The following is a 20,650-nucleotide window of genomic DNA, read 5'->3' as shown; positions in this document are numbered from 1 at the left end:
GACGCCCACCCCCACGTGGCCGTCAGGACGCCCGTCAGCCCGTCACGTCCGTAGGCCCTGCGGATCGACGACAGGTCTGGCATTCCACGACGGTAGCGACGTACGGGGTCGGTGGGCGCAAGATCTTCGACGCTCCCGATCGGACCACCTGCAACGAGGTCAGAAGGCCGAGATCGTCCGCGGGGCGCGCTCGGTGCGGGTGAGTGCCGACACGACCGCGCCCTGACCGTGGCGGCGCACGGCGAGCCGGATCAGCAGCGCGACGACCGGGGCGAGCACGTCGTCGGGCAGAGGCGGTGAGGTGAAGCCGACGCTCGCGGCGACGTCCTCGCCGTGGACGACGATCTCCATCATGCGGCCGGTGAGGAAGTCGTCCCGCTGCAGCGCCCAGCCGGTCCACGGGATGAGCACGGCCCGGTCGGCGTGCTGGTCGGCGAACACGCCGGGCAGCTCGGCCCGCGCCGCGACGACCCGCGCGAGGACGGCGTCTCGTCCGGCCTCCGCCTGCGCGTCGCTGCCGGACCGGATGGACACGTTGACGTCGTCGTCGAGGCCGCCCGACACCCACGCCGACCTCGCATAGTGCTCGTCGAGCGCGATGGCGTCGGTCGCGGGCTCGCCGCGCAGCAGGTCGAGGGCCGTGACGGGTTGGCTCGCGAGGTGGGCGACGAGCCCACCGACGCTCCACGCGGGCAGGGCGCTGGGCTGGAGCCAGGCGGCGGCGACGTCGTCGCGCGAGACGATGGCGACGACGTGGTCGGCTGCCGCGAGGAACGCCGGCCGCAGGTCGCGCTCGGGTGTGGTCCGGGTGGTGGGCTCAGGCATCGTCGCGCTCCGGTGGGGTGGTCTCGTAGCCGGCGGGCTCGAGGCCGGCCCAGTCGGACTTCTCGGGGCCCATCTGCTGGCCCTCGGGGCAGTGCGCCCGGAAGTCGCACCACGAGCAGATCGCCGAGGTGCGGGGCGCGAAGCGGGTCGACTCGACGCCGACCTCCTTGAACTCGGCGTCGGCGCGGCGCAGGTCGGAGGCGATCGACTCGGCCTCGGCGACCTTTCGCGCCAGCGACTCGTCGGTGTGCTCGTGGGAGGCGATCGTGCCGGAGGGCACGTGGTGCAGCTCGACCCGGTGGCAGGGCCGGCGGAACATCCGGGAGGCCGCGACGGCATACAGCGCGAGCGGGAGCGACGTGCGCGCGTCGTCGTCGGTGGGCACCTGGCGGCCCGTCTTGTAGTCGACGACGACGAGCTCGCCCTGGCGGTCGTCGAGGCGGTCGATGCGGCCGGTGATGGCGACCTCGTCGGTCTTGAGCGAGACGCTGCGCTCGATGCCGACGGGCTGGTGGTCGCGGTCGCTCACGCGGAGGTACTCGGTGACGGCGTCACGCACCCGGAGGCGCCACGCAGCGGACTGCTCGGGGTCGCGGAAGCCGACGTCGATCCACGACGAACGGACGAGCTCGGCGACGCCGGCGGGCGTGCGCCGGGCCGCCGGGAGGTCCCAGAAGTCGCGGAGGGCGTTGTGGGTCGCGATGCCGACCGAGGTGTGCGCGCGCTGCGGGCGGGCCTGCGGTCGTGGACGGTCGAGGTACTGCATGCGGTAGCGGCGCGGGCAGTCGAGCCACGCGAGCAGCCGGGAGGGCGAGCCGGAGTAGAGCGGCGTGGGCATGCCCGCAAAGGTCGTCTGCTCAGCCGGTCCCGTCGTCACGCCGACACCCTACGACCCGCCCGCGACATCCACCCGACGACATCCCCACCCCGCTCAGTGGGAGCGGGAGGCGACGCGGTCGAGGCGTGCCGCAGCGGACCGGAACTCACGCTCCAGCTGCTCCACCACCGTCGCGACCGGCTCCACCGCCCGGATGCTCGCGAGCCCCTGTCCGGCCGCCCACAGCTGCGCCCATCGCTTGGCCGGGGACTCGGCCACGTCATAGCTGCGGACCCCGTCGTGCACGAGGTCGTCGGGGTCGAGGCCGTGCGCCTGGAGGCTGGGTCGCAGCCAGGACGCGTCGGCCCCGGTGATGCCGTCGCTGACGACGAGGTCGTCGGGCCCGTGCGCGACGACCATCTGCTTGTAGTCCTCGGCGGCCCGGCTCTCGGTCGTCGCGAGGAAGCGGGTGCCCATGTAGACGAGGTCGGCGCCGGCGGCCACGGCCCCCGCGACGCCGGCGCCGTCCGCGATGCCTCCGCCCACGGTGACGAGACCGTCGAAGAGGTCTCGGACCGCCGAGACGAACGCGAACGGGGACAGGTGCCCCGTGTGGCCGCCGGCGCCCGCGCTGATGCATGCGAGCCCGTCGACGCCGGCGGCGATCGCCTTGCGGGCGAGGACGAGGTCGATGACGTCGGCCACGACGAGCCCACCGTAGCCCTGGACGACCTCCATGACCGGTCTGGGCGAACCGAGGGCCGTGATGACGACGGGCGGTCGGTGCGCCGCGACGAGGGCGAGGTCGGTGGCCAGCCGCGTGTTGCTGCGGTGCGTGACGAGGTTGACCGCCCACGGCGCCTCCCCGACGCCCGACCCGATGGCCCCGAGCCAGTCGTCGAGCTGCTCGGGCGTGCGACAGTTCTGCGTCGGGAACGCGCCGAGGATCCCGGCGCGCGCCGCGGCGACGACGAGCTCGGGCCCGGACACGAGGAACATCGGCGCCGCCACGACCGGAAGGCGGAGCGCCGCGAGCAGCTCGTGCGGCGTCACCCGGTCGCCTCGGGCGTACCGGCTCCCGAACCCTCGGGCACCTCGCGGACCGTGGGCGCGTCCGGCCGGCGCAGCAGGCGCTTGAGCACCTTGCCGACCGGGTTGCGCGGCAGCTCGTCCCGCACCTCGAGCCGCTCGGGCAGCTTGAACGAGGCGATACGACGCTCCCGGAGCCAGGCGACGAGCTCGTCGAGGGTCAGCGACTCGCCGGGCCGCAGCACGACGACGGCCGCGACCCGCTCGCCCAGGCGCTCGTCCGGGTCGCCGATGACGGCGACGTCGGCGACGGCCGGGTGGTCGGCGATGAGCCCCTCGAGCTCGGCCGGGGCGATGTTCATGCCGCCGCGGATCACCTGGTCGCGCGCCCGGTCGAGGTAGCGGAGGTACTGCCCGCGGTCGCCGGCGATCTCGAAGAGGTCGCCGGTGCGCAGGTAGCCGCGGTCGTCGAAGGGGCTCGGCAGCTCCTCGCCGTGGAGGTAGCCGGCGAAGACGCTCGGCCCGCTGATGTGCAGCTCCCCGGGGTGACCGGGCTCGCTCACGTCCTCGCCCGTCACGATGTCGACGAGCCGGGTGTCGGTCCACTCACCGGCGCGGGTCGACCACGTGACACCGGGGGCCCCGAACCGCGGGAAGAACTGCGCACGGTCGTCGGGGTCGGGGAAGTCGACCGGACTCGACAGCAGCCCGATCCCCTCGTTGGAGCCGAAGAAGTTGATGACGCTGATGCCGTGCCGCTCCTGCCAGCCGCGCACCATCGCCGGCTGGAGGGGCGCCGACCCCGAGCCGATGCGCGTCAGGCTGCTGACGTCGACGGTCGCCATGAGCTCCTCGTTGCCGAGCAGCATCCAGAGCAGGGCCGGCGGCGCGCACGTGTAGGTCGCACGCTCGAGGGCGACCTGCCCGAGGAACGTCGGGAGGTCGAAGGGGTGGTGCTGCACGAGCACGCAGCCGGTGAGCAGCCACGGCAGGAACATCCCGCTGATGCCCGCCATGTTGATCATCGGGAAGGGGTTGAGCAGCACGTCGTCGACCCCGACCTGGGGCGCCTCGGTCGTCGCGACACCGACGGCGAGCCAGTCCATGTGACAGCGCGGCACGCCCTTGGGCGCGCTCTCGGTGCCCGACGTCCAGCAGATCGTCACGGCGTCGTTGGCCTCGTTGGGGTCGGCAGCGGCATACGCCTCCACGGCCTCGCGCTCGGCGTCCGTCGCGGTGCTCGGGTGCCAGACGCGGACGCCGATGGGCACGTCCGCCGTCTCCTCCTCCGGGCCGTACGCGATGACGGCACGCACGGACGGCACGTCGCCGAGCGTCGTGGCTGCGTCTGCCGCCAGGGTGCGGTCGCCGAACCGGGCGCTGCTGAGGTATGCCGTGACGCCGGCTCTCCCACACATGGCGGCGACCTCGCGCTCGCGCAGCTGCACGGGCAGCGGCGACACGACGACACCGAGGCGCCAGGCCGCGAGGTAGACCTCGACGAGCTCGACCGAGTTGGCGAGCTGGACGCCGATCACGTCGCCGCGCCCGACACCGAGCGACAGCAGGCGTGCGGCAAGGGCGGTGACCTCGCCGTCGAGCTCGCGCCACGTCAGCCGTCGCGCTGCCGAGCCGAGAAGGGCCTGCCGGTTGGCGGGGTCGACGACGGCGAGCGCGTCGCCGCGGGCGCGCACCCGGTCGGCGAAGATCCCGTCGAGCGTCTCCTCCCCCCACCAGCCCCTGGCGCGGTAGTCGGCGACCTTCTCCGGCGCGTGCAGTCCGCGTGCGTTCGCCATGGCTCGGCACTCCTTCGTGTTCGGCATGAGGTGCGTGGTCTCTGCGGTGTGGGGCTGCGGGGTGGGGCTGCGGTGTGAGTTCCTGTGGTGCTGTGGGTCTTTCGGGTTCGGTGGGTGACGGACCGCCTAGCGGGCCGCCCTGCGGGCCGCGCGTGGCACGACCTCGATGTCGCTGCCGTGGAGGTCGGCCGAGCACTGGTCACAGGCGAGCGCGACGGCGAGGGCAGCCCCGCACGGCACGTGCTGCTGGACGAGCGCAGGTCCCTCCGGCGCGGCATACCAGTGGTGCGCCCAGTCGATCGCCACGGCGACGACCGGGTAGAAGGCGTGGCCCTTCTCGGTCAGGTGGTACTCGGCGCGGCCGTCGCCGCCGCCCGCGCGACGCCCCCTGGCCTCGAGCACGCCGATGTCGCAGAACGCGCGGAGCCGCTCGGCGACGAGGCTGGGCGGTGCCCCCAGCGCCTCCTCGAAGTCGCCGAAGCGGGTCAGTCCCCGCAGGGAGGCACCGATGAGGGCCGAGGACCAGCGGTTGCCGAAGATCGCCATCGTCTCGGGGAAGAGACCCGCCGAGGACCGGTCGGCGCCCGGGTCGGACCGCCGCCGCGTCGTCGACTCCGGGACGGACCGCTCCCACGTGCCGCTCGGCCCCCACTCGGCGTGGACGTCGCCGGACCGCACCACGTCACGGCATCCCGTGCAGGTCAGGACCGGCGCGAAGTTCTGGCCGCACAGCGCGTGCCGCATCGCGGGGAGCGTCGCCGCGTGGCGCGGCACCCACCGACGCTCCCAGTCCCAGATCGCGATCGTGACCGGCCACAGGCCACGGCCGCGCGACGTGAGGACGTACTCGGCCCGGACGGGCCGCTCCTGGTAGACGACCCGGTGGAGCAGGCCCTCGCGCTCCATGGTCGCGAGGCGGGAGGTGAGGACCGCGTTGGAGATGGCCACCTCGTCGAGGAACTGGCCGTAGCGGGTCGTGCCGCGCAGGGCGCGCTGGAGGATGAGCAGGGTCCACTCGTCGCCGAGGAGCCCGAGCATGCGTCCGATGGCGTTGGTCGACCCGGGGGCGAGCCGGGTGGGCACGGTGCCGGGGTCGACGTCGTCGACCACCGGCTCAGAGGCCGATCGCATCCGCTGCCGTGTCCGCGGTGCTCCACCGTCGCAGCTCGGCTCCGGGGGCCCACGTCGAGTGGGTGCCGCTCGAGATCCGCTCGGGCAGCCGGAGCTTGCACACGGGCCCGTCGGAGACCCGGGCCGCGTCGAGGACGACGCAGTACGACGCGTCGTCGTTCATGTCGGTCGTCAATGTCACGAGGTACCCGTCGTCCTCACCGGCGCTGCCGACCCGTGGCGCCATGGCGGTCTCGCTGCCGAAGACGTTGTCGCCGAAGGCGAACCGCTCCTCCGTGCCCGTGTGGAGGTCGTGCTTGACGAGGCCGTCGAAGAGGAACCACGCGGGCTTGCCGGTCGCGGCGTACGCGTAGCGGTAGGCCCCGCCGGCATACGAGCCGTTCATCATGCCGAACTCGGTGATGCTGTCGGAGAGCGGTGACTCGGTGACCAGGCCGGTGCGCAGGTTGAGCCGCCAGCGGTGCAGCCTCGCCTGCATCCGGTCGAGGGCGAGGAAGCGGAAGGCCCGCTCCCACCGGTTGCCCATGCCGTTGTCCTCCGGCTCGGGGTCGCCCTGGAAGAAGCCGTCGAGGACGATCTCGTCGCCCTCCTCGTACGCGTTGACGAAGTGGAGCACGTAGGTCGGGTCGGCCTCGAACCACCGGATGTCGCTCGTCTGCCCGCGCCGCGGGATGACGGCGAAGCGGCTCGGCATGTCGCGGTGGAAGCGCGCGACGTGGGCGCCCTTGGCGAGTGCCTCCGGCTCCCAGAAGAGCGGGAAGTCGCCCAGCACGACGTAGTTCTCGGTGAAGGCCATGTCGTGCGGCAGGCGCGGTCCGGGCAGCGGCACGTCGACGTAGTGGACGAGGTCGTCGGCCTCGTCGACGACGCCGTAGTGCATGTAGGGCGACTCCTTGCTGTAGTTGAAGAAGAGGAGCTCACCCGTGCGGTCGTCGACCTTGGGGTGTGCCGAGACGCCCCAGTCGAAGGGGAAACGGCCGTTCCACGTCGCCTTGCCGAGGGTCTCGGCCGACATCGGGTCGACGCGGTAGAGGTCGCCGCACTGGTAGAAGCTCGTCAGCGCGGTGCCGCGGTGGACGATGACGTCGGTCGACGACGCGTCCTTCATCTGGCGGCGGGCACCCCAGCCGTCCTCACGGAGCGAGAGGTGGGGCGGCTCGGCGAGGCCGGCCCAGAGGGACTGCCCGGCCTCCTGCTCGGCCAGGAACCCGTCGGTGCGCACGAAACGGTTGCGGTAGAAGGCCTTTCCGTCACGGAAGCCGACGACGTGGACCATCCCGTCGCCGTCGAACGGGTGGTAGTGCTTGAGCGACGGGTGCACGGGGTTCTCGGTGTTGCGGAGGTAGACGCCGTCGAGGTCGGTGGGCACCTCACCCTCGACGACGTCGAGGTCGTCCGCCCGCCACTCGGTCGTCTGGGGCTGCCAGGGGCCGGTGCGGTAGGGGTGGTCGTCGTCCGCGGGCAGGGTCGAGAGCATCCGACCGACGATGTCGACATCCATCCGGGTCTCCTTGGCTCGCAGGGGTTTCCGCGTCAGTCGGCGACAGCGCCGACGACGAGGCTGACGGTGGTGGCGGTGCTGCCACCGAAGTTGAGCGTGCCGAACGTGCGGGCACCCTCGACCTGGTAGTCGCCGGCGGTGCCGCTGACCTGCTTGGCCGCGTCGAGCAGCATGCGGNGGGTCCCCGCCGCCGATGAGTCCGCCGCTCGGGTTGATCGGCAGGCGCCCACCCGGGGCGATCGAGCCGTCCTCGACGGCCTTCCACGACTCCCCCGGACCGGTGAGCCCGATGTGGTCGATGGCGAGGTACTCGGTCGGGGTGAAGCAGTCGTGCACCTCGAAGCCGTCGAGGTCCTCGAGGGTGACGTGGGCCCGGTCGAACGCGTCGCCCACGGCGCTACGCACGTGCGGCAGGACGTAGAGCTCGTCGCGGTCTCGGTCGAGCTTCTGGCGCAGTCCGAGGCCGACGGTGCGGTGCCCCCACCCCCCGATGCGGGCGATCGGACGGCGGCCCGGGTGGTCGCGCAGCCACGCGTCGGAGACGAGGACCACGCCGGCGGCACCGTCGGTGACCTGGCTGCAGTCGTAGCGGCGGATCCGGCCCTCGACGACGGGGTTGAGCACGTCGTCGGTGGCGTCGGGCCCGCTCAGGTCGGGCACGTCCCAGCGGCGGGTCTGGGCGTTGGGGTTGCGTCGGGCGTTGGCGAGGTTGAGCGCGGCGATGGCACGCAGGTGCGCGTCGTCGAGACCGTGGCGTCGGTCGTACTCGTCGGCGATGGCGCTGAAGACGTGGGGCCACATGAAACGGGCGCCCTCACCGTCGTGGCCCACCCAGGCGGCCGCGCCGAGATGCGTGGCCGCCTCGTCCCCGGGCACGGTCTTCTCGAGCTCGACGCCCAGCACCAGCGCGCAGTCGTAGTGGCCCGCCCGCAGGTCGGCCATGGCCGCGAGCAGGGCCACACCGCCGGACGCACAGGCGGCCTCGTGCCGCGCAGCGGGCAGGCCCCACAGGTCGGGACGCACCGTCGCCGGCATGGCGCCGAGGTGGCCCTGTCCGGTGAAGAGCTGGCCGAAGGCGTTGCCGACGTGGATGACCTCGACGTCGGCCGCAGTGGCGCGGGCCGCCTCGAGGGTGCCGTCGACGATCTCGCCGACGAGGTCGGAGACGTCATGACCCTCGCGGGTCAGGTGGCGCGCGAAGTCCGTTTGGGAGCCACCGAGCACCCAGACTCCCGTCGGGGAGGTGCTCGCGCTGCCGGCCGCCATGTCCGCCTCCGCTCCCGACGCCGCCGTCGGTGCCCGCCTTGCCCTTCTCCGGGCACCGTACTACAACTAGCAGAGTCACTCGCCGGGGCGATGAGACCGATCCGGCGCCGGAGTCCGAGAGGCCGCGCCGACCCCGGCAGGACCGATCCGGGAGGGCGCATGGGTGAGGGTGGCGACGCGTACGTCCTCGACGTCGTCCGCACGCCGCGGGGCCGTGCGTCGAGCCGCGGGTCACTCCACGGTCGCACCGCCATCGACCTCGTCGTGCACCTCCAGCGGGCCCTCGTCGACCGCACCAGGATCGACCCCGAGCGCGTCGACGACGTGACCCTCGGCTGCGCGACCCAGGTGGACGAGCAGGGCGCCGACCTCGCGCGGACGGCATCGCTCCTCGCGGGGTGGGGCCCGTCCGTGCCCGGCGTCACGCTCAACCGCTTCTGCGCCTCGGGGATCGATGCCGTCGGCCAGACCGCCGCCCGCGTGCGCGCCCGAGACCTCGACCTGGCCGTGGCGGGCGGTGTCGAGAGCGTCTCCCGGGTGCCGATGTTCGCCGACCGCGGGGCGCTGTACGCCGACCCCGCCGTCGTGCGCCGCCTCGGCTCGGTCCACATGGGGATCGCCGCCGACCTCAACGCGACGCTCGAGGGCTTCACCCGCGAGGAGCTCGACGCCTACGGCCTGGAGACCCAGACCAAGGCGGCCCGCGCGCGCGAGGAGGGAGCCCTCGCCCGGTCGCTCGTCCCGGTGCCGGCCGACGACGACGGCCCGGGACTCGACCACGACGAGCTGGTCCGGCCCGACACGACCGCCGCGTCGCTCGCAGCCCTGCCACCCGCCTTCGCGCAGCTGGGGGCCGACGGCCAGGACGCCCTCGCGCTCGCGGCGGCGGACGGCATACGCCCCCTAGACCGGATCGACCACCTGCACACCGTGGGCACCTCCCCCGCCGTCGCGGACGCAGCCTGTCTGCTGCTCGTCGGGTCGGCGCGCGCCGCCCGGGAGACGGGTCTCGCGCCACGGGCGCGCGTCGTCGCTGCCGCGTCGACGGCCGTGGACCCCGTCGTCATGCTCACGGCAGGACAGTCCGCCGTCGAGCAGGTTCTCGCTCGGGCCGACCTGTCGCCCGCGGACATCGACGTCTTCGAGTTCGCCGAGGCCTTCGCCGCGCTGTGCCTGCGATTCCGCCGCGACCTCGACGTCGGACCCGACCGGATGAACCCCAACGGCGGCACGATCGCCATGGGACACGCCTTCGGCGCCACCGGCGCGATCCTCGTCGGCCAGTGCGTCGAGGAGCTCGAGCGCCGCGGCGGGCGCTGGGGCGTCGCTGCCGTCAGCGGCGCCGCCGGCCTCGGCACGGCGGTGCTCGTCGAACGCGTCGACTCCTGAGCGACCGGCGCCCGCTCAGCCCTCGCCGGCCACGAAGGCGCGCACCGAGTCGGCGACCATCTGGACGGCGATGGCCGACAGCAGCAGGCCGGCGATGCGGGTGAGCAGCATCGTGCCGCTCTCGCGCAACAGTCCGCGCACCTGTCCGGCGAAACGCAGCACGAGGTAGACGACGAGCATCGCGCCGACGAGGGCGGAGCCGACCGCGACGTACGCGCCCGTCGTGCGCGAGCCCTGCACCGCGAGCATCGTCGCGACGATCGCCCCGGGACCGGCGAGCAACGGTGTGCCGAGCGGCACGAGGGCGACGTTGACGCCGGCGTCGGCGAGCGAGTCGGACTCCTTGCCCGTCAGCAGCTCGAGCGCGACCAGGAGCAGGAGCAGGCCGCCGGCCCCTTGGAGCGCGGCGATCGAGATGTGGAGGTAGTCGAGGATGCTCTTGCCGAAGAGCGCGAACATCCCGATGACGAAGACGGCGACGAGCGAGGCACGCCGGGCCGCGACGTGGCGCTGCACCTTCGTCAGCGACCCGGTGAGGGCTAGGAAGATCGGCACCGCTCCGGGCGGGTCGAGGATGACAACGAGGGTGATGAAGGTGCTGAGGAAGATGGTCGTGTCGAACAGACTCACGGCCTGAGGACCTCCGTGGCCCCGCTCGAGGCCGCCTCGATCGCGTCGAGCACCTCGGGGGTCGTCGTGTTCTCGGCGAGGCGGTTGCGCTTGCCCTCGCCGTGGTAGTCGCTCGACCCGGTGACGAGCAGGCCCAAGCGGTCGGCGAGCGCCGTCGCCCGGGCCACCTCTGCGGGGCCGTGGTCGCGGTGGCGCGCCTCGAGCCCGGCGAGCCCCGCGTCCCGCATCCGCTCCACGAGGGCGTCGTCGAGGTCGCCCGACCGGGTGCGGGTGAAGGGGTGGGCGATGACGGGCACCCCGCCGGCCGCGCGCACCAGCTCGACGGCGCGGACGGGGTCGGGCGCGTAGTGGCCGACGTAGTAGGGCGAGTCGTCGCCGAGCCACGAGCGGAACGCCTCGTCGCGGTGGCGGATCGTGCCGTTGGCGATGAGGGCGTCCGCGATGTGGGGTCGACCGGGCGTCGCGTCCGGGCCCACCTGCGCGAGCACCTCGTCGTAGCCCAGGGGTATGCCGTCCGCCGCCATGAGCGCGACCATCCGCTCGAGGCGCGTTGATCGGGAGTCGCGGGCCCGGGCGAGTTCCTCCATGAGCGGCCGGTCGTCGGCGTCGGGGAGGTAGCCGAGCAGGTGGATCGAGGAGTGGCGCCAGGCGCACGAGATCTCGATGCCCCGCACGAGCGTCACGCCCTGGTCCCGGGCGGCCTCGGCCGCCTCGTCCCAGCCGGCGACCGTGTCGTGGTCGGTGACGGCGAGGACGTCGACCCCGGCCGCCGCCGCTGCGGCGACGAGCTCGGACGGCGTCTCGGTGCCGTCGCTCACCGCCGAGTGGGTGTGCAGGTCGATGACCGGACGCGTGCGCGCCGCGCCTGCGGTCCCGGTCGGTGTCACGCCCCCAAGCGTAGGGGCGCCGGGGATGCGCCCTCGACAGACCCTCCCCGGCAACACACCGAGCAGGTCACAACGCACCGTGATCGGATTCCGGCGCGTTGTGACCTGCTCGGTGAGTTGCTGAATCCGGCGGGTCAGGCTGGGCGGGGAACGCGAGCGGTGACGAGCACCTTGGCAGAGCGGACTCGTGCGCCGATGAGCCCAGGTCGCTCCAGCTCGTTCCAGATGACACGCTCGACGGGGTGGCCGAGCCGGCGGATCGCGTCTTCACGCCGCTTCTCAAGCCAGACGACCTCCTCCGGATCGGGCGCACCGTCCTCGGCGTCTCGTTGCCGCGCGTACTTCACCAACCCGTCGAACTCGAGCACGACACCGTCCACGACCAGGTCGACCCGCGCCACGAAGCGCCCGTCGGAGTCACGGAGAACCACTTGGCTGTCTGGTTGGAAGCCCAGGCGTCGCAGTGCGAGCCGCGTCCGGGACTCGCCCACCGACTCGCTCCTACTGTCCATGAGCAACACGGCTTCCATGGCTCGGCCGCGTCCCTGGTGCGGTGAGATGGCGGCCACCTCGGTCATCAGATCAGCCAGGGTGACCAGACCTCGGTGCAGAGCGGCGTCGCCGGCCACCACGGCACAGTCCTGCCCCATCGTCAGCGCGGTCCGCACCACAGCCCGAGCGGGCGAGACGCAGGCGGCGTCCGCGACAGAGGCCACGGCGACGCCGTCGTCCGGGTGGAGCCACACGGACCCGCGCCGCACGCTCTGGACCGTGTCGGTCACGAGGTCGATGCGTCCGATGTCGTGACCCCACAACGAGAGTCCCAGCACTGCGAGAGCCGCATGGTGGCTCAACGCGTCACCCGGTCTCGATCTGGCGACCGCGAGGCAGCCGAGCCGATAACGCTCGTCAGGGGACGCCGCCTGCCACACGGTCGCGTGGACGTAGGCGACCCGCCGCACCCGCACCAGCTTCCGCGCCCGAAGCGCCTGATGCAGGTAAGCCCTGGTGAGCCCGGCGGTCAGGGCCTCATGTGCGGCAAAGACCCCGCCCTGAGAACCGGACAGCGCCTCGAGTCGTGTGTCCATGGGAGCAGACTCGGCGCCATACGGGCACGTCTTCGACCTCGCGGCGAGACCTGTGGACACAACGGCCACCGCGCGCACCGGCTGTGGACGAACGCAACACACCGAGTAGGTCACAACACCCCGGGATCCGATCGCGGTGAGTTGTGACCTACTCGGTGTGTTGCGGGAGGCTCGCGTCAGGGCTGGTCGGTCTCGGTGGCCTCGGCGCCCTCGGTGATGCGGCCGGGCCAGTTCTTGTCGGGGACGGGGACCGGGCGGCCGGGCTGCTCGCCGCCGCGCGCCTCGAGGTAGCTCTCCTTGGGCACCATGACCTTGCGCCGGAAGATGCACACGACGGTGCCGTCCTGCTTGTAGCCGACCGTCTCGACGTGCACGACGCCGCGGTCGTCCTTCGAGGTCGACTCCCACTTGTCGAGCACGGTCGTCTCGCCGTAGATCGTGTCGCCGTGGAAGGTCGGTGCGACGTGGCGCAGCGACTCGATCTCGAGGTTGGCGATGGCCTTGCCCGACACGTCCGGCACCGACATGCCGAGCAGCAGCGAGTAGACGTAGTTGCCGACGACGACGTTCTGCCCGAACTGCGTCGACCCCGCGGCGTAGTGGGTGTCGAGGTGCAGCGGGTGGTGGTTCATCGTCAGCAGGCAGAAGAGGTGGTCGTCGTACTCCGTGACCGTCTTGCCGGGCCAGTGCTGGTAGACCGCGCCGACCTCGAACTCCTCGTAGCTGCGTCCGAACTGCATTGCCGCTCCTCGTCGAAGGGTTGACCCGGCCCCGCTGGGACGAGCGGCTCCCAGCCTGCCGGAGCGGGCGGCATACGCCCATGGTCGTATGCCGTGTGCTTGCTCACGGTTGCTCCCTGTCGACCGCGCCGGGCGGGGTCGCGTCCGCGGTCGCGGTCAGCTCGCTCAGCTCGGACAGCACCGGCGCGGTGCTGTCGGTGGCCATGGGGTCGGGGTCGGAGGGCAGCGTCGCGCCGGCGGCCGGGCAGAGGCGCACACCCTGGCTCTTGGCGACGAGCAGGCTCGCGAAGTAGGTGCCGAGCGAGACCCCGGCCGCGAGACCGAGGCCGAGTCCGAAGGCCCGGAGCAGGGTCGGCACGCCCAGCGCGAAACCGTTGCCGTCGGGGTTGGTGACGAGCTGCGAGATGCCTTCGTAGGCCATCCGGCCCGGGAGCAGCGGGACGATCGCGGCCGTCGTGACGGCGAGCGCCGAGATGGTGAGGCGCCGGGCGACGAGGCGGGCCGCGAAGCCGATGACGAGCGCGGCGGTCGCCGATGCGGTCACGGCACCGAGCTGGAGCACCCGCTCGGCGAGCGCGAGCACGACCCACCCGACCCCGCCTGCGACGCCGGCGACGAACACGGCCGTGCCGCTCGAGTAGGAGAGCACCGCGAAAGCGACCGAGATGATGACGGCGCACACGACCTGGACCACGACGTCGTCGCTGAGCAGGGTCTGCGAGCTGATCGCGATCGGGTAGTCGAGGCGCTCGCCGAGAGAGAGCACGACCGAGATGCCGACGGCGATGCCGAGCGAGAGGACGATGACCTCGAAGCCCCGCGCGCCGGCGGTCACGTAGTAGCCCTCGAGGGCGTCCTCGGCGGCTCCGACGACGGAGAGTCCCGACAGGAGCAGGACGATGCCGGACGCGACGACGAGCGAGGGCGACACGTCACCGACGAAGGTCAGGCCGACGGACTGGGCCGCCACGACGAGGGTCGCGACCGCCGTCGGGATGGCCGCGCCGACGCACTGCGCGAAGAAGGCCGCGACGCCCGCCCCGGTCAGCCAGCTGAGGACCCGGCCGACGACCGTCGCGGTGAGGAAGCTGAGCAGGATGATGAACGGCCCCCCGCCCACGAGGCCGGCGGCACCCGCCGCGAGCGCCCCGCCGGCGACGGTGACGAGCCAGCGGCGGTAGGGGTGCGGGGCCGTGATGACCGCGTCGAAGCGCACCCGGGCCTCGTCGACGGGGACCGGGTCCTGCGACAGGTCGACGATGAGGCCGCGGAGCCGCTCGAGACGCGTGTAGTCCTGGACGCGGAAGCGCACGATGCGCATCACGGTGATCGGGTCGGCGTTCGGGCCGCGGTGGTAGGAGACCGTGACCGACGTGTAGGTGACGTCGACGTGGACCGAGCTGAGGCCGTACGCCTTGGTCAGGGTCAGCACCGTCGCCGTGACGTCGGCGGCTGCGGCGCCCGTGGCGATCATCGCGACCCCGGCTCGCATGGCGAGGTCGATGACGGCCTGGGCGGTGACCGAGTCCACCCCGTCGGGCGTCGTCCAGATCGGGATCTCGTCGGTCGGCGGCCCGCTCGGTCTCATGGCCCGCCGGGTGCTCGCCCTCAGTGAGGGCAGGCTCCGGTGGGCGGTGGTCGGCCGGGCGGGTCGGTCGGTGCGGGCCACCCCCAGACCGTATGCCACCGGTTCGGACCCGGGGGTACCCCACCGGGGTGCCGAGCGGGGTGACGAGCGGGCCGGAATCCGGGTTCGGCGGGGTCCGCGCTTCGTGGCACCATGACGGGGTGATGAGTGAAGAGCAGAAGACGTCTCCGAGCCGCAAGCGCCCGACGACCGACGAGTTCCGGGCCTTCGTCGCGACCGGGTGGGCGCCGCGCGACACCGGGGTGACCCCCCGGGCCGAGGTCGCCGACCACGCAGCCCGTCGCCGTGACGCCGTCAGTGCCGCCTTCCCCGGTGAGCGCCTCGTCGTCCCGGCCGGCGGCCTCAAGGTGCGCAGCAACGACTGCGACTACGTCTTTCGCCCGCACAGCGCCTTCGCCCACCTCACGGGCCTCGGCAGTGACCGCGAGCCCGACGCCGTGCTCGTGCTCGAGCCGCGCCCGTCCGCCGACGGCGAGGGCACCGACGGTCACGAGGCCGTCCTCTACTTCCGCCCGCTCGCCGACCGCGACACCGAGGAGTTCTTCGGCGACTCGCGCTACGGCGAGTTCTGGGTCGGGGCGCGCCCCACCCTCGCCGACATCGAGTCCGAGCTCGGCGTCACCGCCCGCCACATCGACGAGTTCGGCGACGCCGTCGGCAAGGACGCCGGCGCGGTCACGATCCGCGTCGTGCGCGACGCCGACACCGAGGTCGCGACCCGCGTCGACAAGGCCCGCGACGCCGCGGCCGGGACGCAGGAGGCCACCGAGGCCGAGACCCGCACCGACCGCCAGCGCGAGGCCGACGAGCAGCTCGCCGCGTTCCTCTCGACGCTCCGCTTCGTCAAGGACGAGTGGGAGGTCGAGCAGATGCGCGACGCCGTCGACGGCACCCACCTGGGCTTCGACGCCGTCATCGCCGACCTGCCGGAGGCGGTCCGCCGCGGCCGCGGCGAGCGCTGGGTCGAGGGCGTCTTCGGCCTGCACGCCCGCCACCACGGCAACGGGGTCGGCTACGACTCGATCTGCGCCAGCGGCGACCACGCCAACACGCTGCACTGGATCAAGAACACCGGCGACATCAAGGAGGGCGACCTGCTGCTCCTCGACGCCGGCGTCGAGGTCGACTCGCTCTTCACCGCCGACATCACCCGCACCCTGCCGGTCAGCGGCACCTTCACCGACGCGCAACGCAGGATCTACGACGCCGTGTACGCCGCCCAGGAGGCCGGCATCGCCGCCTGCAAGCCGGGCAACAGGTTCAGCGACGTCCACGCCGCGGCCATCCGCGTCATCGCCGAGCACCTTCACGAGTGGGGCCTGCTGCCCGAGGGCGTCGACGTCGAGGGCACGCTCGACGCCGACCACGGTCAGCACCACCGCCGCTGGATGGTGCACGGCACGAGCCACCACCTCGGCATCGACGTGCACGACTGCGCTCTCGCGACCCGCGAGGAGTACTCCGACGCCGAGCTGAAGCCGGGGATGGTCCTCACCGTCGAGCCGGGCCTGTACTTCAAGGCCGACGACGAGCTCGTCCCCGACGAGTTCCGCGGCAACGGCGTGCGCATCGAGGACGACATCCTCATCACCGAGGACGGCTGCGAGAACCTGTCGGCCGCGATGCCGCGCAGCAGCACCGAGGTCGAGGAGTGGGTCGCCCGCATCTGGGCGGCCCGCGCCTGACCGCCACCTTCCCCACCTGACCGAACGCCGCGTTCGGCGTGTCAGGGGGAGGTCACTTCGTCATCGGGATCTCGGTCGGGGTCGCGGGCTCGATGCCAGTGGTGCCGCCCGCACCTCCACCCGTCGAGCCGGGCACCTCAGTCGGGACGGTCGCGTCAGGCGCCGTTGCGGGTGGTGCGACCGACCCGTCGGACGACACCGAGCCGTTCGGGTCGGGGGCCGGGATCGGCGGGCTCCACTGCTCGACGAGGTCGACGAGGGAGCCCGCGTCCTGGGACTCGAGGCCGGAGCCGAGCACCGAAGGCGTACAGGCCGGGTCGACGTTGATGCGCACGGCCGGCCCGACGGCATACGCGAGCACGAGCGCGAACCGCGCGTCGCTCGTCTTGTCCGAGCCCTGGCAGGTCTGGTCGGTGGGCTTCGTCGGCAGGGCACGGAGCGCCGCCGTGACCTGCGCCGAGGGCGCTGCGTCCAGCTGGGTCGCCCTGACCGTGCCGTCCACTGAGTCACGGCACACCGTCACCGTCGGGTCGCCCGTGGGGGCCAGGGTCTGGTCGTCCCCGAGCCGACCCCAGGACGACCGGGAGCAGGCGGCGACCGCCTCGGGGGGCGGGGTGCGCGTGCCGAACATCTGGTCGAGCACGACCGCCGGCCCCGGGCCCGACGGGAAGTCGCCGTTCGTCGACGTCGAGCAGGCGTTCGCGTCGGCGAGCGCCGACACCCAGACGATCGCGTCGCCGTAGGCAGCCCCGACGAGGTATGCCGTCTCGTTGCCGGCCATGAGGGTGCACACCCCAGGCCCACCCGTGACCCGCGGCGCCCAGGTCATCGCCTCCACGAGCGCGGCCCGTTGCGACTCGCTCGCGACGCTGCGCTTCGCCAGGCGGAAGGGCGGCGAGAGCGGCGTGGTGGCCATGATGTCGACGACCGGGTAGCCGCACACGACGACCGAGGCCGGGTCGCGGTCGGGCAGCAGCCGTGCCGCGCCGTCGACGCCCTGCGGCTTCTGCGGGACGGCCGCGGGCTTCGAGAGGTCGACGGAGCCGACCGACTCGGGGCACCGGAGCGCACCGTCGGCCTCGACGGGCTGGTCGGTCACGGCCCGGACCGGGCCGGCCGCGAGCGACGTCTCCCCCGGCTGGGGCGCAGCGGCGGTCCCGCACGCGGCGAGCGCGAGGGCCGCGGCCACGCCGGTCACGAGAGCACGGCCGGCGGCATACGGTCTGGACCTGCGGGGCTGCATCAGGCGCTCCTTCGTCGGGGATCCGTCACCCGGAAGGACACGTGGGCGACCGCTTTCGTTGCAGCCGCGTCAGCCGGCGGGCGGCGGCGGGCCCGGCTGGTCCGGGCTCCTCGGCGGCGTCGGAGGCGTCGAAGGCGTCGGCGGCGTGACGGGGGCGATGCCGATGCCCGCCCGGCCGCCGACGTCGATGCCCGCGTCGGCGAGGATCTGGCGACCCTGCTGGGCGAACTTGTGCTCGCAGAAGACCTCGTAGCGGGTCGCCACGACCTGGCTCACCGACGAGAAGTCGCGCGCGCCGCGGGTGAAGCCATAGCCGACGAGCGACCAGACGAGGCCGAAGACCGCGCCGTAGAGGGCGGTGTAGAGCAGCAGGGTCAGCGGGTTCGAGGGGCGGGAGAAGAGCGAGAGGATCAGGCCCACGAAGAGCCCGAGCCACACGCCGGAGAGGAGACCGCCGAGGGCGACCCGGCCCCACGTGAGGCGCGCCGTCACCCGCTCCATCTGCTTGAGGTCGGTGCCGACGATGAGGCAGTTCTCGACCGGGAACTGGTTGTCCGACAGCGTGTCGACGGCCCTCTGTGCGTCGACGTACTGCTCGAACACGCCCAGCGACATGGGGTACTCGAGGGACAGCGTCGCGAATCCCTGGCGTCCCCCCGGACCCTTCGGTTGCAGGCTCATGCGTCCATCCTCGCATCCCAGCCCCGGACGGGAGGGACCCTCATGCCTTGAGCTTGTAGTCCTCGACGAGGCGGCGGCCGATGATCATCCGCTGGATGTCGGCCGTGCCCTCACCGATGAGCAGCATCGGCGCCTCGCGGTAGAGACGCTCGATCTCGTACTCCTTGGAGTAGCCGTAGCCACCGTGGATGCGGAAGCTGTCCTCGACGACCTGTGAGCAGTACTCGGACGCAAGGTACTTCGCCATGCCGGCCTCGAGGTCGTTGCGCTGGCCCGAGTCCTTCTTGCGGGCGGCCTTGACCATCATCTCGTGCGCGGCCTCGACCTTGACGGCCATGTCGGCGAGCCGGAAGAGCACCGCCTGGTGGTCGACGATCTTCTTGCCGAAGGTCTCGCGCTGCTGGGCGTAGGAGATGCCGAGCTCGAATGCCCTTCTCGCGACACCACATCCGCGAGCCGCCACGTTGACGCGGCCGACCTCGACGCCGTCCATCATCTGGTAGAAGCCCTTGCCCGGCTCGCCACCGAGGATCTGTGCGTCGGTGGTGCGGTGCCCGTCGAAGATGAGCTCGGTCGTGTCGACGCCCTTGTAGCCCATCTTGTCGATCTTGCCGGGCACGGTGACGCCCTGGGCGGTCTCGCCGAAGCCGGACTCCTTGTCGACGAGGAAGGTCGTCATGTTCTTGTACACCGACTCAGCGCCGGTGTCGGTCTTGACGAGGACTGCGACGAGGTTGGCGGAGCCGCCGTTGGTGAGCCACATCTTCTGGCCGGTGATCGACCACTCGCCGTCGTCGCCCTTGACGGCCTTCGTCTTGATGGCCGCCACGTCCGAGCCGCAGCCCGGCTCGCTCATCGAGAACGCACCGCGGATCTCGCCCGTCGCCATCTTGGGCAGGTAGTGCTGCTTCTGCTCCTCGGTGCCGTGCTGGAGCACCATGTAGGCGACGATGAAGTGGGTGTTGATGATGCCGCTGACGCTCATCCAGCCGCGCGCGATCTCCTCGACGCAGAGGGCGTAGGTCAGCAGGGACTCCCCGAGGCCGCCGTACTCCTCCGGGATCATCAGCCCGAAGATCCCCATCTCCTTCATGCCGTCGACGATCGCCTGGGGGTACTCGTCCTTGTGCTCGAGCTCCATGGCGACGGGGATGATCTGCTCGTCGACGAACTCACGGACGAGCTTGATCAGCTCGCTCTGCTCCTCGGTGAGGCCGTCGGTCTGCTGCAGTCGGGACATGCTCGGATCGCCACCTTGCGTCTGGGCTCTCGGACAACTGCGATCGAGTATGCCGTCGCGCCGGGCACGCGGTCAGCGCGCTCGCGTGTGAGTGTCGACACCTGTGTCCTCGGTCACCGGAGCGCCCTCGGCGGTCCCGCCTACCAGAGCTGGCCGAAGCCGACCTTCTTGGACTTGACCGGCCCCTCGAGGGTCGAGCGCTGGCTGAAGTCGCCCTCCTTGAGCCCCGCCGTCACGGTGCGCAGCAGCTCGGTGCGGGTCGCCGTCGGGCTGGCCTTCATGGCCTTGAGGAAGAGATAGGTGAAGGCCCCGTTGGAGCGCCCGTCGAACGTCGCGTCGGACGCCGTCTGGTTGGGCTTGCAGGCCGCGAAGAGGACGGGCTTGGAGGCCGTGCCGCGGCTCTTCGTCAGCTCGACGAGGGCCTTGCGGTCGACGGTGCGCACGGGTGTCACGGCCCGGATGGACCGGGTCTGCTCGAGACCTCGGGGGGTCGGCGGTGGGAGGTAGCGCGGCTTCCGGCCGAGGAGCTGGGCCTGCAGGATCTCGTCGAGGTCCTTCAGGCCGGTGCCGCTGTGGCACGTGTCGAGCAGCACCTCGAGCAGGACCCCGGAGGGCACGCGGGTGAAGAGGTCACGCAGCTCGTCATCGACGATGACGGTGTCACGGTCCCACTGGTCGCCCTTCTGACGGATGTCGTAGCAGGCGAAGGCCTCGTCGAGGCCGTCGGGCTCGATGTCACCACCCGGCTCGTTCGGCACCTGCGTCCCGTGGCTGGAGAAGGTGAAGATCACGTGGTCGCCGGCCTTCGCGGTGTCGACGAGCTTCGTCAGGGCCGTCATGACGGCCTTCTTCGTCGCGCCGGCATCGGTGAGCACCGTCGTTGCCCGCGCCGTGAAGCCGAGCGGCCGCAGCGCCTTGGCGATGTCGGTGGCGTCGTTGACGCAGCCGTTCAGCCAGCTCGTCTGCGGCAGCGACTCGAACTCGTTGATCCCCACGCACAGAGCCCTGCGTGCCATGGCCGTTCCTTCCTTCTCGGGAACCCGTCAGGTGAGCG

At 72.2% G+C, this 20,650-nt stretch carries 18 protein-coding genes; 2 read left to right on the top strand and 16 right to left on the bottom strand.

From position 1 onward, the window contains the following. Nucleotides 1-159: 159 nt before the first annotated feature. The 7 genes from ASG96_RS08225 to ASG96_RS22620 all read right to left on the bottom strand — a co-directional run. Nucleotides 160-825: a maleylpyruvate isomerase N-terminal domain-containing protein gene (locus tag ASG96_RS08225; protein WP_057587703.1), complete on the bottom strand. Its 666-nt coding sequence runs from the start codon at nucleotides 823-825 to the stop codon at nucleotides 160-162. Next, complete coding sequence (locus ASG96_RS08220) at nucleotides 818-1,702, bottom strand: PD-(D/E)XK nuclease family protein (protein WP_235509110.1); 885 nt, start codon at nucleotides 1,700-1,702, stop codon at nucleotides 818-820. The genes ASG96_RS08225 and ASG96_RS08220 overlap by 8 nt, the downstream gene beginning before the upstream one ends. A 54-nt stretch (nucleotides 1,703-1,756) precedes the next feature. Further along, nucleotides 1,757-2,695: a nitronate monooxygenase family protein gene (locus ASG96_RS08215; RefSeq protein ID WP_082591689.1), complete on the bottom strand. Its 939-nt coding sequence runs from the start codon at nucleotides 2,693-2,695 to the stop codon at nucleotides 1,757-1,759. Further along, on the bottom strand, nucleotides 2,692-4,467 hold the full coding sequence (locus ASG96_RS08210) for a class I adenylate-forming enzyme family protein (protein ID WP_057587701.1): 1,776 nt from the start codon (nucleotides 4,465-4,467) through the stop codon (nucleotides 2,692-2,694). Before ASG96_RS08210 ends, ASG96_RS08215 begins: the two co-directional genes overlap by 4 nt. A gap of 126 nt (nucleotides 4,468-4,593) precedes the next feature. Further along, complete coding sequence (locus ASG96_RS08205; protein WP_056753138.1) at nucleotides 4,594-5,598, bottom strand: helix-turn-helix domain-containing protein; 1,005 nt, start codon at nucleotides 5,596-5,598, stop codon at nucleotides 4,594-4,596. Continuing rightward, entirely contained in the window at nucleotides 5,582-7,099 is a 1,518-nt protein-coding gene (locus tag ASG96_RS08200; protein WP_056753133.1) for a carotenoid oxygenase family protein, read from the bottom strand. Before ASG96_RS08200 ends, ASG96_RS08205 begins: the two co-directional genes overlap by 17 nt. A 178-nt stretch (nucleotides 7,100-7,277) precedes the next feature. Then, nucleotides 7,278-8,365, bottom strand: a 1,088-nt coding sequence (locus ASG96_RS22620; RefSeq protein WP_235509109.1) for an acetyl-CoA acetyltransferase, incomplete at its 3' end; no start/stop codon positions are given. A gap of 159 nt (nucleotides 8,366-8,524) precedes the next feature. Here ASG96_RS22620 and ASG96_RS08195 point away from each other — a divergent pair. Next, entirely contained in the window at nucleotides 8,525-9,754 is a 1,230-nt protein-coding gene (locus ASG96_RS08195; protein ID WP_057587700.1) for an acetyl-CoA C-acyltransferase, read from the top strand. A 15-nt stretch (nucleotides 9,755-9,769) separates the two neighbouring features. On the opposite strand, the gene ASG96_RS08190 is transcribed toward ASG96_RS08195, so the two are convergent. The 5 genes from ASG96_RS08190 to ASG96_RS08170 form a co-directional block, all read right to left on the bottom strand. Beyond that, nucleotides 9,770-10,384: a MarC family protein gene (locus ASG96_RS08190; RefSeq protein WP_056753125.1), complete on the bottom strand. Its 615-nt coding sequence runs from the start codon at nucleotides 10,382-10,384 to the stop codon at nucleotides 9,770-9,772. Then, nucleotides 10,381-11,271, bottom strand: a complete 891-nt coding sequence (locus ASG96_RS08185; RefSeq protein ID WP_057587699.1) for a PHP domain-containing protein — start codon at nucleotides 11,269-11,271, stop codon at nucleotides 10,381-10,383. The genes ASG96_RS08190 and ASG96_RS08185 overlap by 4 nt, the downstream gene beginning before the upstream one ends. A gap of 134 nt (nucleotides 11,272-11,405) precedes the next feature. Beyond that, nucleotides 11,406-12,359 (bottom strand): hypothetical protein, encoded by a 954-nt coding sequence (locus ASG96_RS08180; RefSeq protein WP_057587698.1) that lies wholly within the window; start codon nucleotides 12,357-12,359, stop codon nucleotides 11,406-11,408. Nucleotides 12,360-12,535: 176 nt separating this feature from the next. After that, nucleotides 12,536-13,153: a MaoC family dehydratase gene (locus tag ASG96_RS08175; RefSeq protein WP_369793579.1), complete on the bottom strand. Its 618-nt coding sequence runs from the start codon at nucleotides 13,151-13,153 to the stop codon at nucleotides 12,536-12,538. 49 nt (nucleotides 13,154-13,202) lie between these two features. Beyond that, nucleotides 13,203-14,687, bottom strand: coding sequence for a threonine/serine exporter ThrE family protein (locus ASG96_RS08170; protein ID WP_057587697.1), 1,485 nt, complete (start codon nucleotides 14,685-14,687; stop codon nucleotides 13,203-13,205). A gap of 203 nt (nucleotides 14,688-14,890) precedes the next feature. Between ASG96_RS08170 and ASG96_RS08165 the strand changes: the two genes are divergently transcribed. After that, complete coding sequence (locus tag ASG96_RS08165) at nucleotides 14,891-16,432, top strand: aminopeptidase P family protein (RefSeq protein WP_057587696.1); 1,542 nt, start codon at nucleotides 14,891-14,893, stop codon at nucleotides 16,430-16,432. A gap of 52 nt (nucleotides 16,433-16,484) precedes the next feature. Here ASG96_RS08165 and ASG96_RS08160 read toward each other — a convergent pair whose 3' ends face one another. The 4 genes from ASG96_RS08160 to ASG96_RS08145 form a co-directional block, all read right to left on the bottom strand. Further along, nucleotides 16,485-17,675 carry a hypothetical protein gene (locus tag ASG96_RS08160; protein ID WP_057587695.1) on the bottom strand — a complete coding sequence of 397 codons (1,191 nt, stop codon included), beginning with the start codon at nucleotides 17,673-17,675 and terminating at the stop codon, nucleotides 16,485-16,487. 69 nt (nucleotides 17,676-17,744) lie between these two features. Next, entirely contained in the window at nucleotides 17,745-18,356 is a 612-nt protein-coding gene (locus ASG96_RS08155; RefSeq protein ID WP_057587694.1) for a general stress protein, read from the bottom strand. Between the two features lie 40 nt (nucleotides 18,357-18,396). Further along, complete coding sequence (locus tag ASG96_RS08150; RefSeq protein WP_056753103.1) at nucleotides 18,397-19,596, bottom strand: acyl-CoA dehydrogenase family protein; 1,200 nt, start codon at nucleotides 19,594-19,596, stop codon at nucleotides 18,397-18,399. A 140-nt stretch (nucleotides 19,597-19,736) separates the two neighbouring features. Beyond that, nucleotides 19,737-20,612: a caspase family protein gene (locus ASG96_RS08145; RefSeq protein WP_056753101.1), complete on the bottom strand. Its 876-nt coding sequence runs from the start codon at nucleotides 20,610-20,612 to the stop codon at nucleotides 19,737-19,739. Nucleotides 20,613-20,650 lie beyond the last annotated feature (38 nt).

The sequence above is a fragment of the Terrabacter sp. Soil810 genome (assembly GCF_001429645.1).
Taxonomy (GTDB): domain Bacteria; phylum Actinomycetota; class Actinomycetes; order Actinomycetales; family Dermatophilaceae; genus Terrabacter.
Note: the sequence above shows the minus strand (reverse complement) of the source record. Positions and strands in the feature narration are given on the sequence as shown.

What these genes read in the sequence shown, in the direction of transcription:
- ASG96_RS08225 (WP_057587703.1), bottom strand. Translation starts at nt 825, where the DNA reads ATGCCTGAGCCCACCACCCGGACCACACCCGAGCGCGACCTGCGGCCG.
- ASG96_RS08210 (WP_057587701.1), bottom strand. Translation starts at nt 4,467, where the DNA reads ATGGCGAACGCACGCGGACTGCACGCGCCGGAGAAGGTCGCCGACTAC.
- ASG96_RS08205 (WP_056753138.1), bottom strand. Translation starts at nt 5,598, where the DNA reads ATGCGATCGGCCTCTGAGCCGGTGGTCGACGACGTCGACCCCGGCACC.
- ASG96_RS08200 (WP_056753133.1), bottom strand. Translation starts at nt 7,099, where the DNA reads ATGGATGTCGACATCGTCGGTCGGATGCTCTCGACCCTGCCCGCGGAC.
- ASG96_RS08195 (WP_057587700.1), top strand. Translation starts at nt 8,525, where the DNA reads ATGGGTGAGGGTGGCGACGCGTACGTCCTCGACGTCGTCCGCACGCCG.
- ASG96_RS08180 (WP_057587698.1), bottom strand. Translation starts at nt 12,359, where the DNA reads ATGGACACACGACTCGAGGCGCTGTCCGGTTCTCAGGGCGGGGTCTTT.
- ASG96_RS08170 (WP_057587697.1), bottom strand. Translation starts at nt 14,687, where the DNA reads ATGAGACCGAGCGGGCCGCCGACCGACGAGATCCCGATCTGGACGACG.
- ASG96_RS08165 (WP_057587696.1), top strand. Translation starts at nt 14,891, where the DNA reads ATGAGTGAAGAGCAGAAGACGTCTCCGAGCCGCAAGCGCCCGACGACC.
- ASG96_RS08160 (WP_057587695.1), bottom strand. Translation starts at nt 17,675, where the DNA reads ATGCAGCCCCGCAGGTCCAGACCGTATGCCGCCGGCCGTGCTCTCGTG.
- ASG96_RS08155 (WP_057587694.1), bottom strand. Translation starts at nt 18,356, where the DNA reads ATGAGCCTGCAACCGAAGGGTCCGGGGGGACGCCAGGGATTCGCGACG.
- ASG96_RS08150 (WP_056753103.1), bottom strand. Translation starts at nt 19,596, where the DNA reads ATGTCCCGACTGCAGCAGACCGACGGCCTCACCGAGGAGCAGAGCGAG.
- ASG96_RS08145 (WP_056753101.1), bottom strand. Translation starts at nt 20,612, where the DNA reads ATGGCACGCAGGGCTCTGTGCGTGGGGATCAACGAGTTCGAGTCGCTG.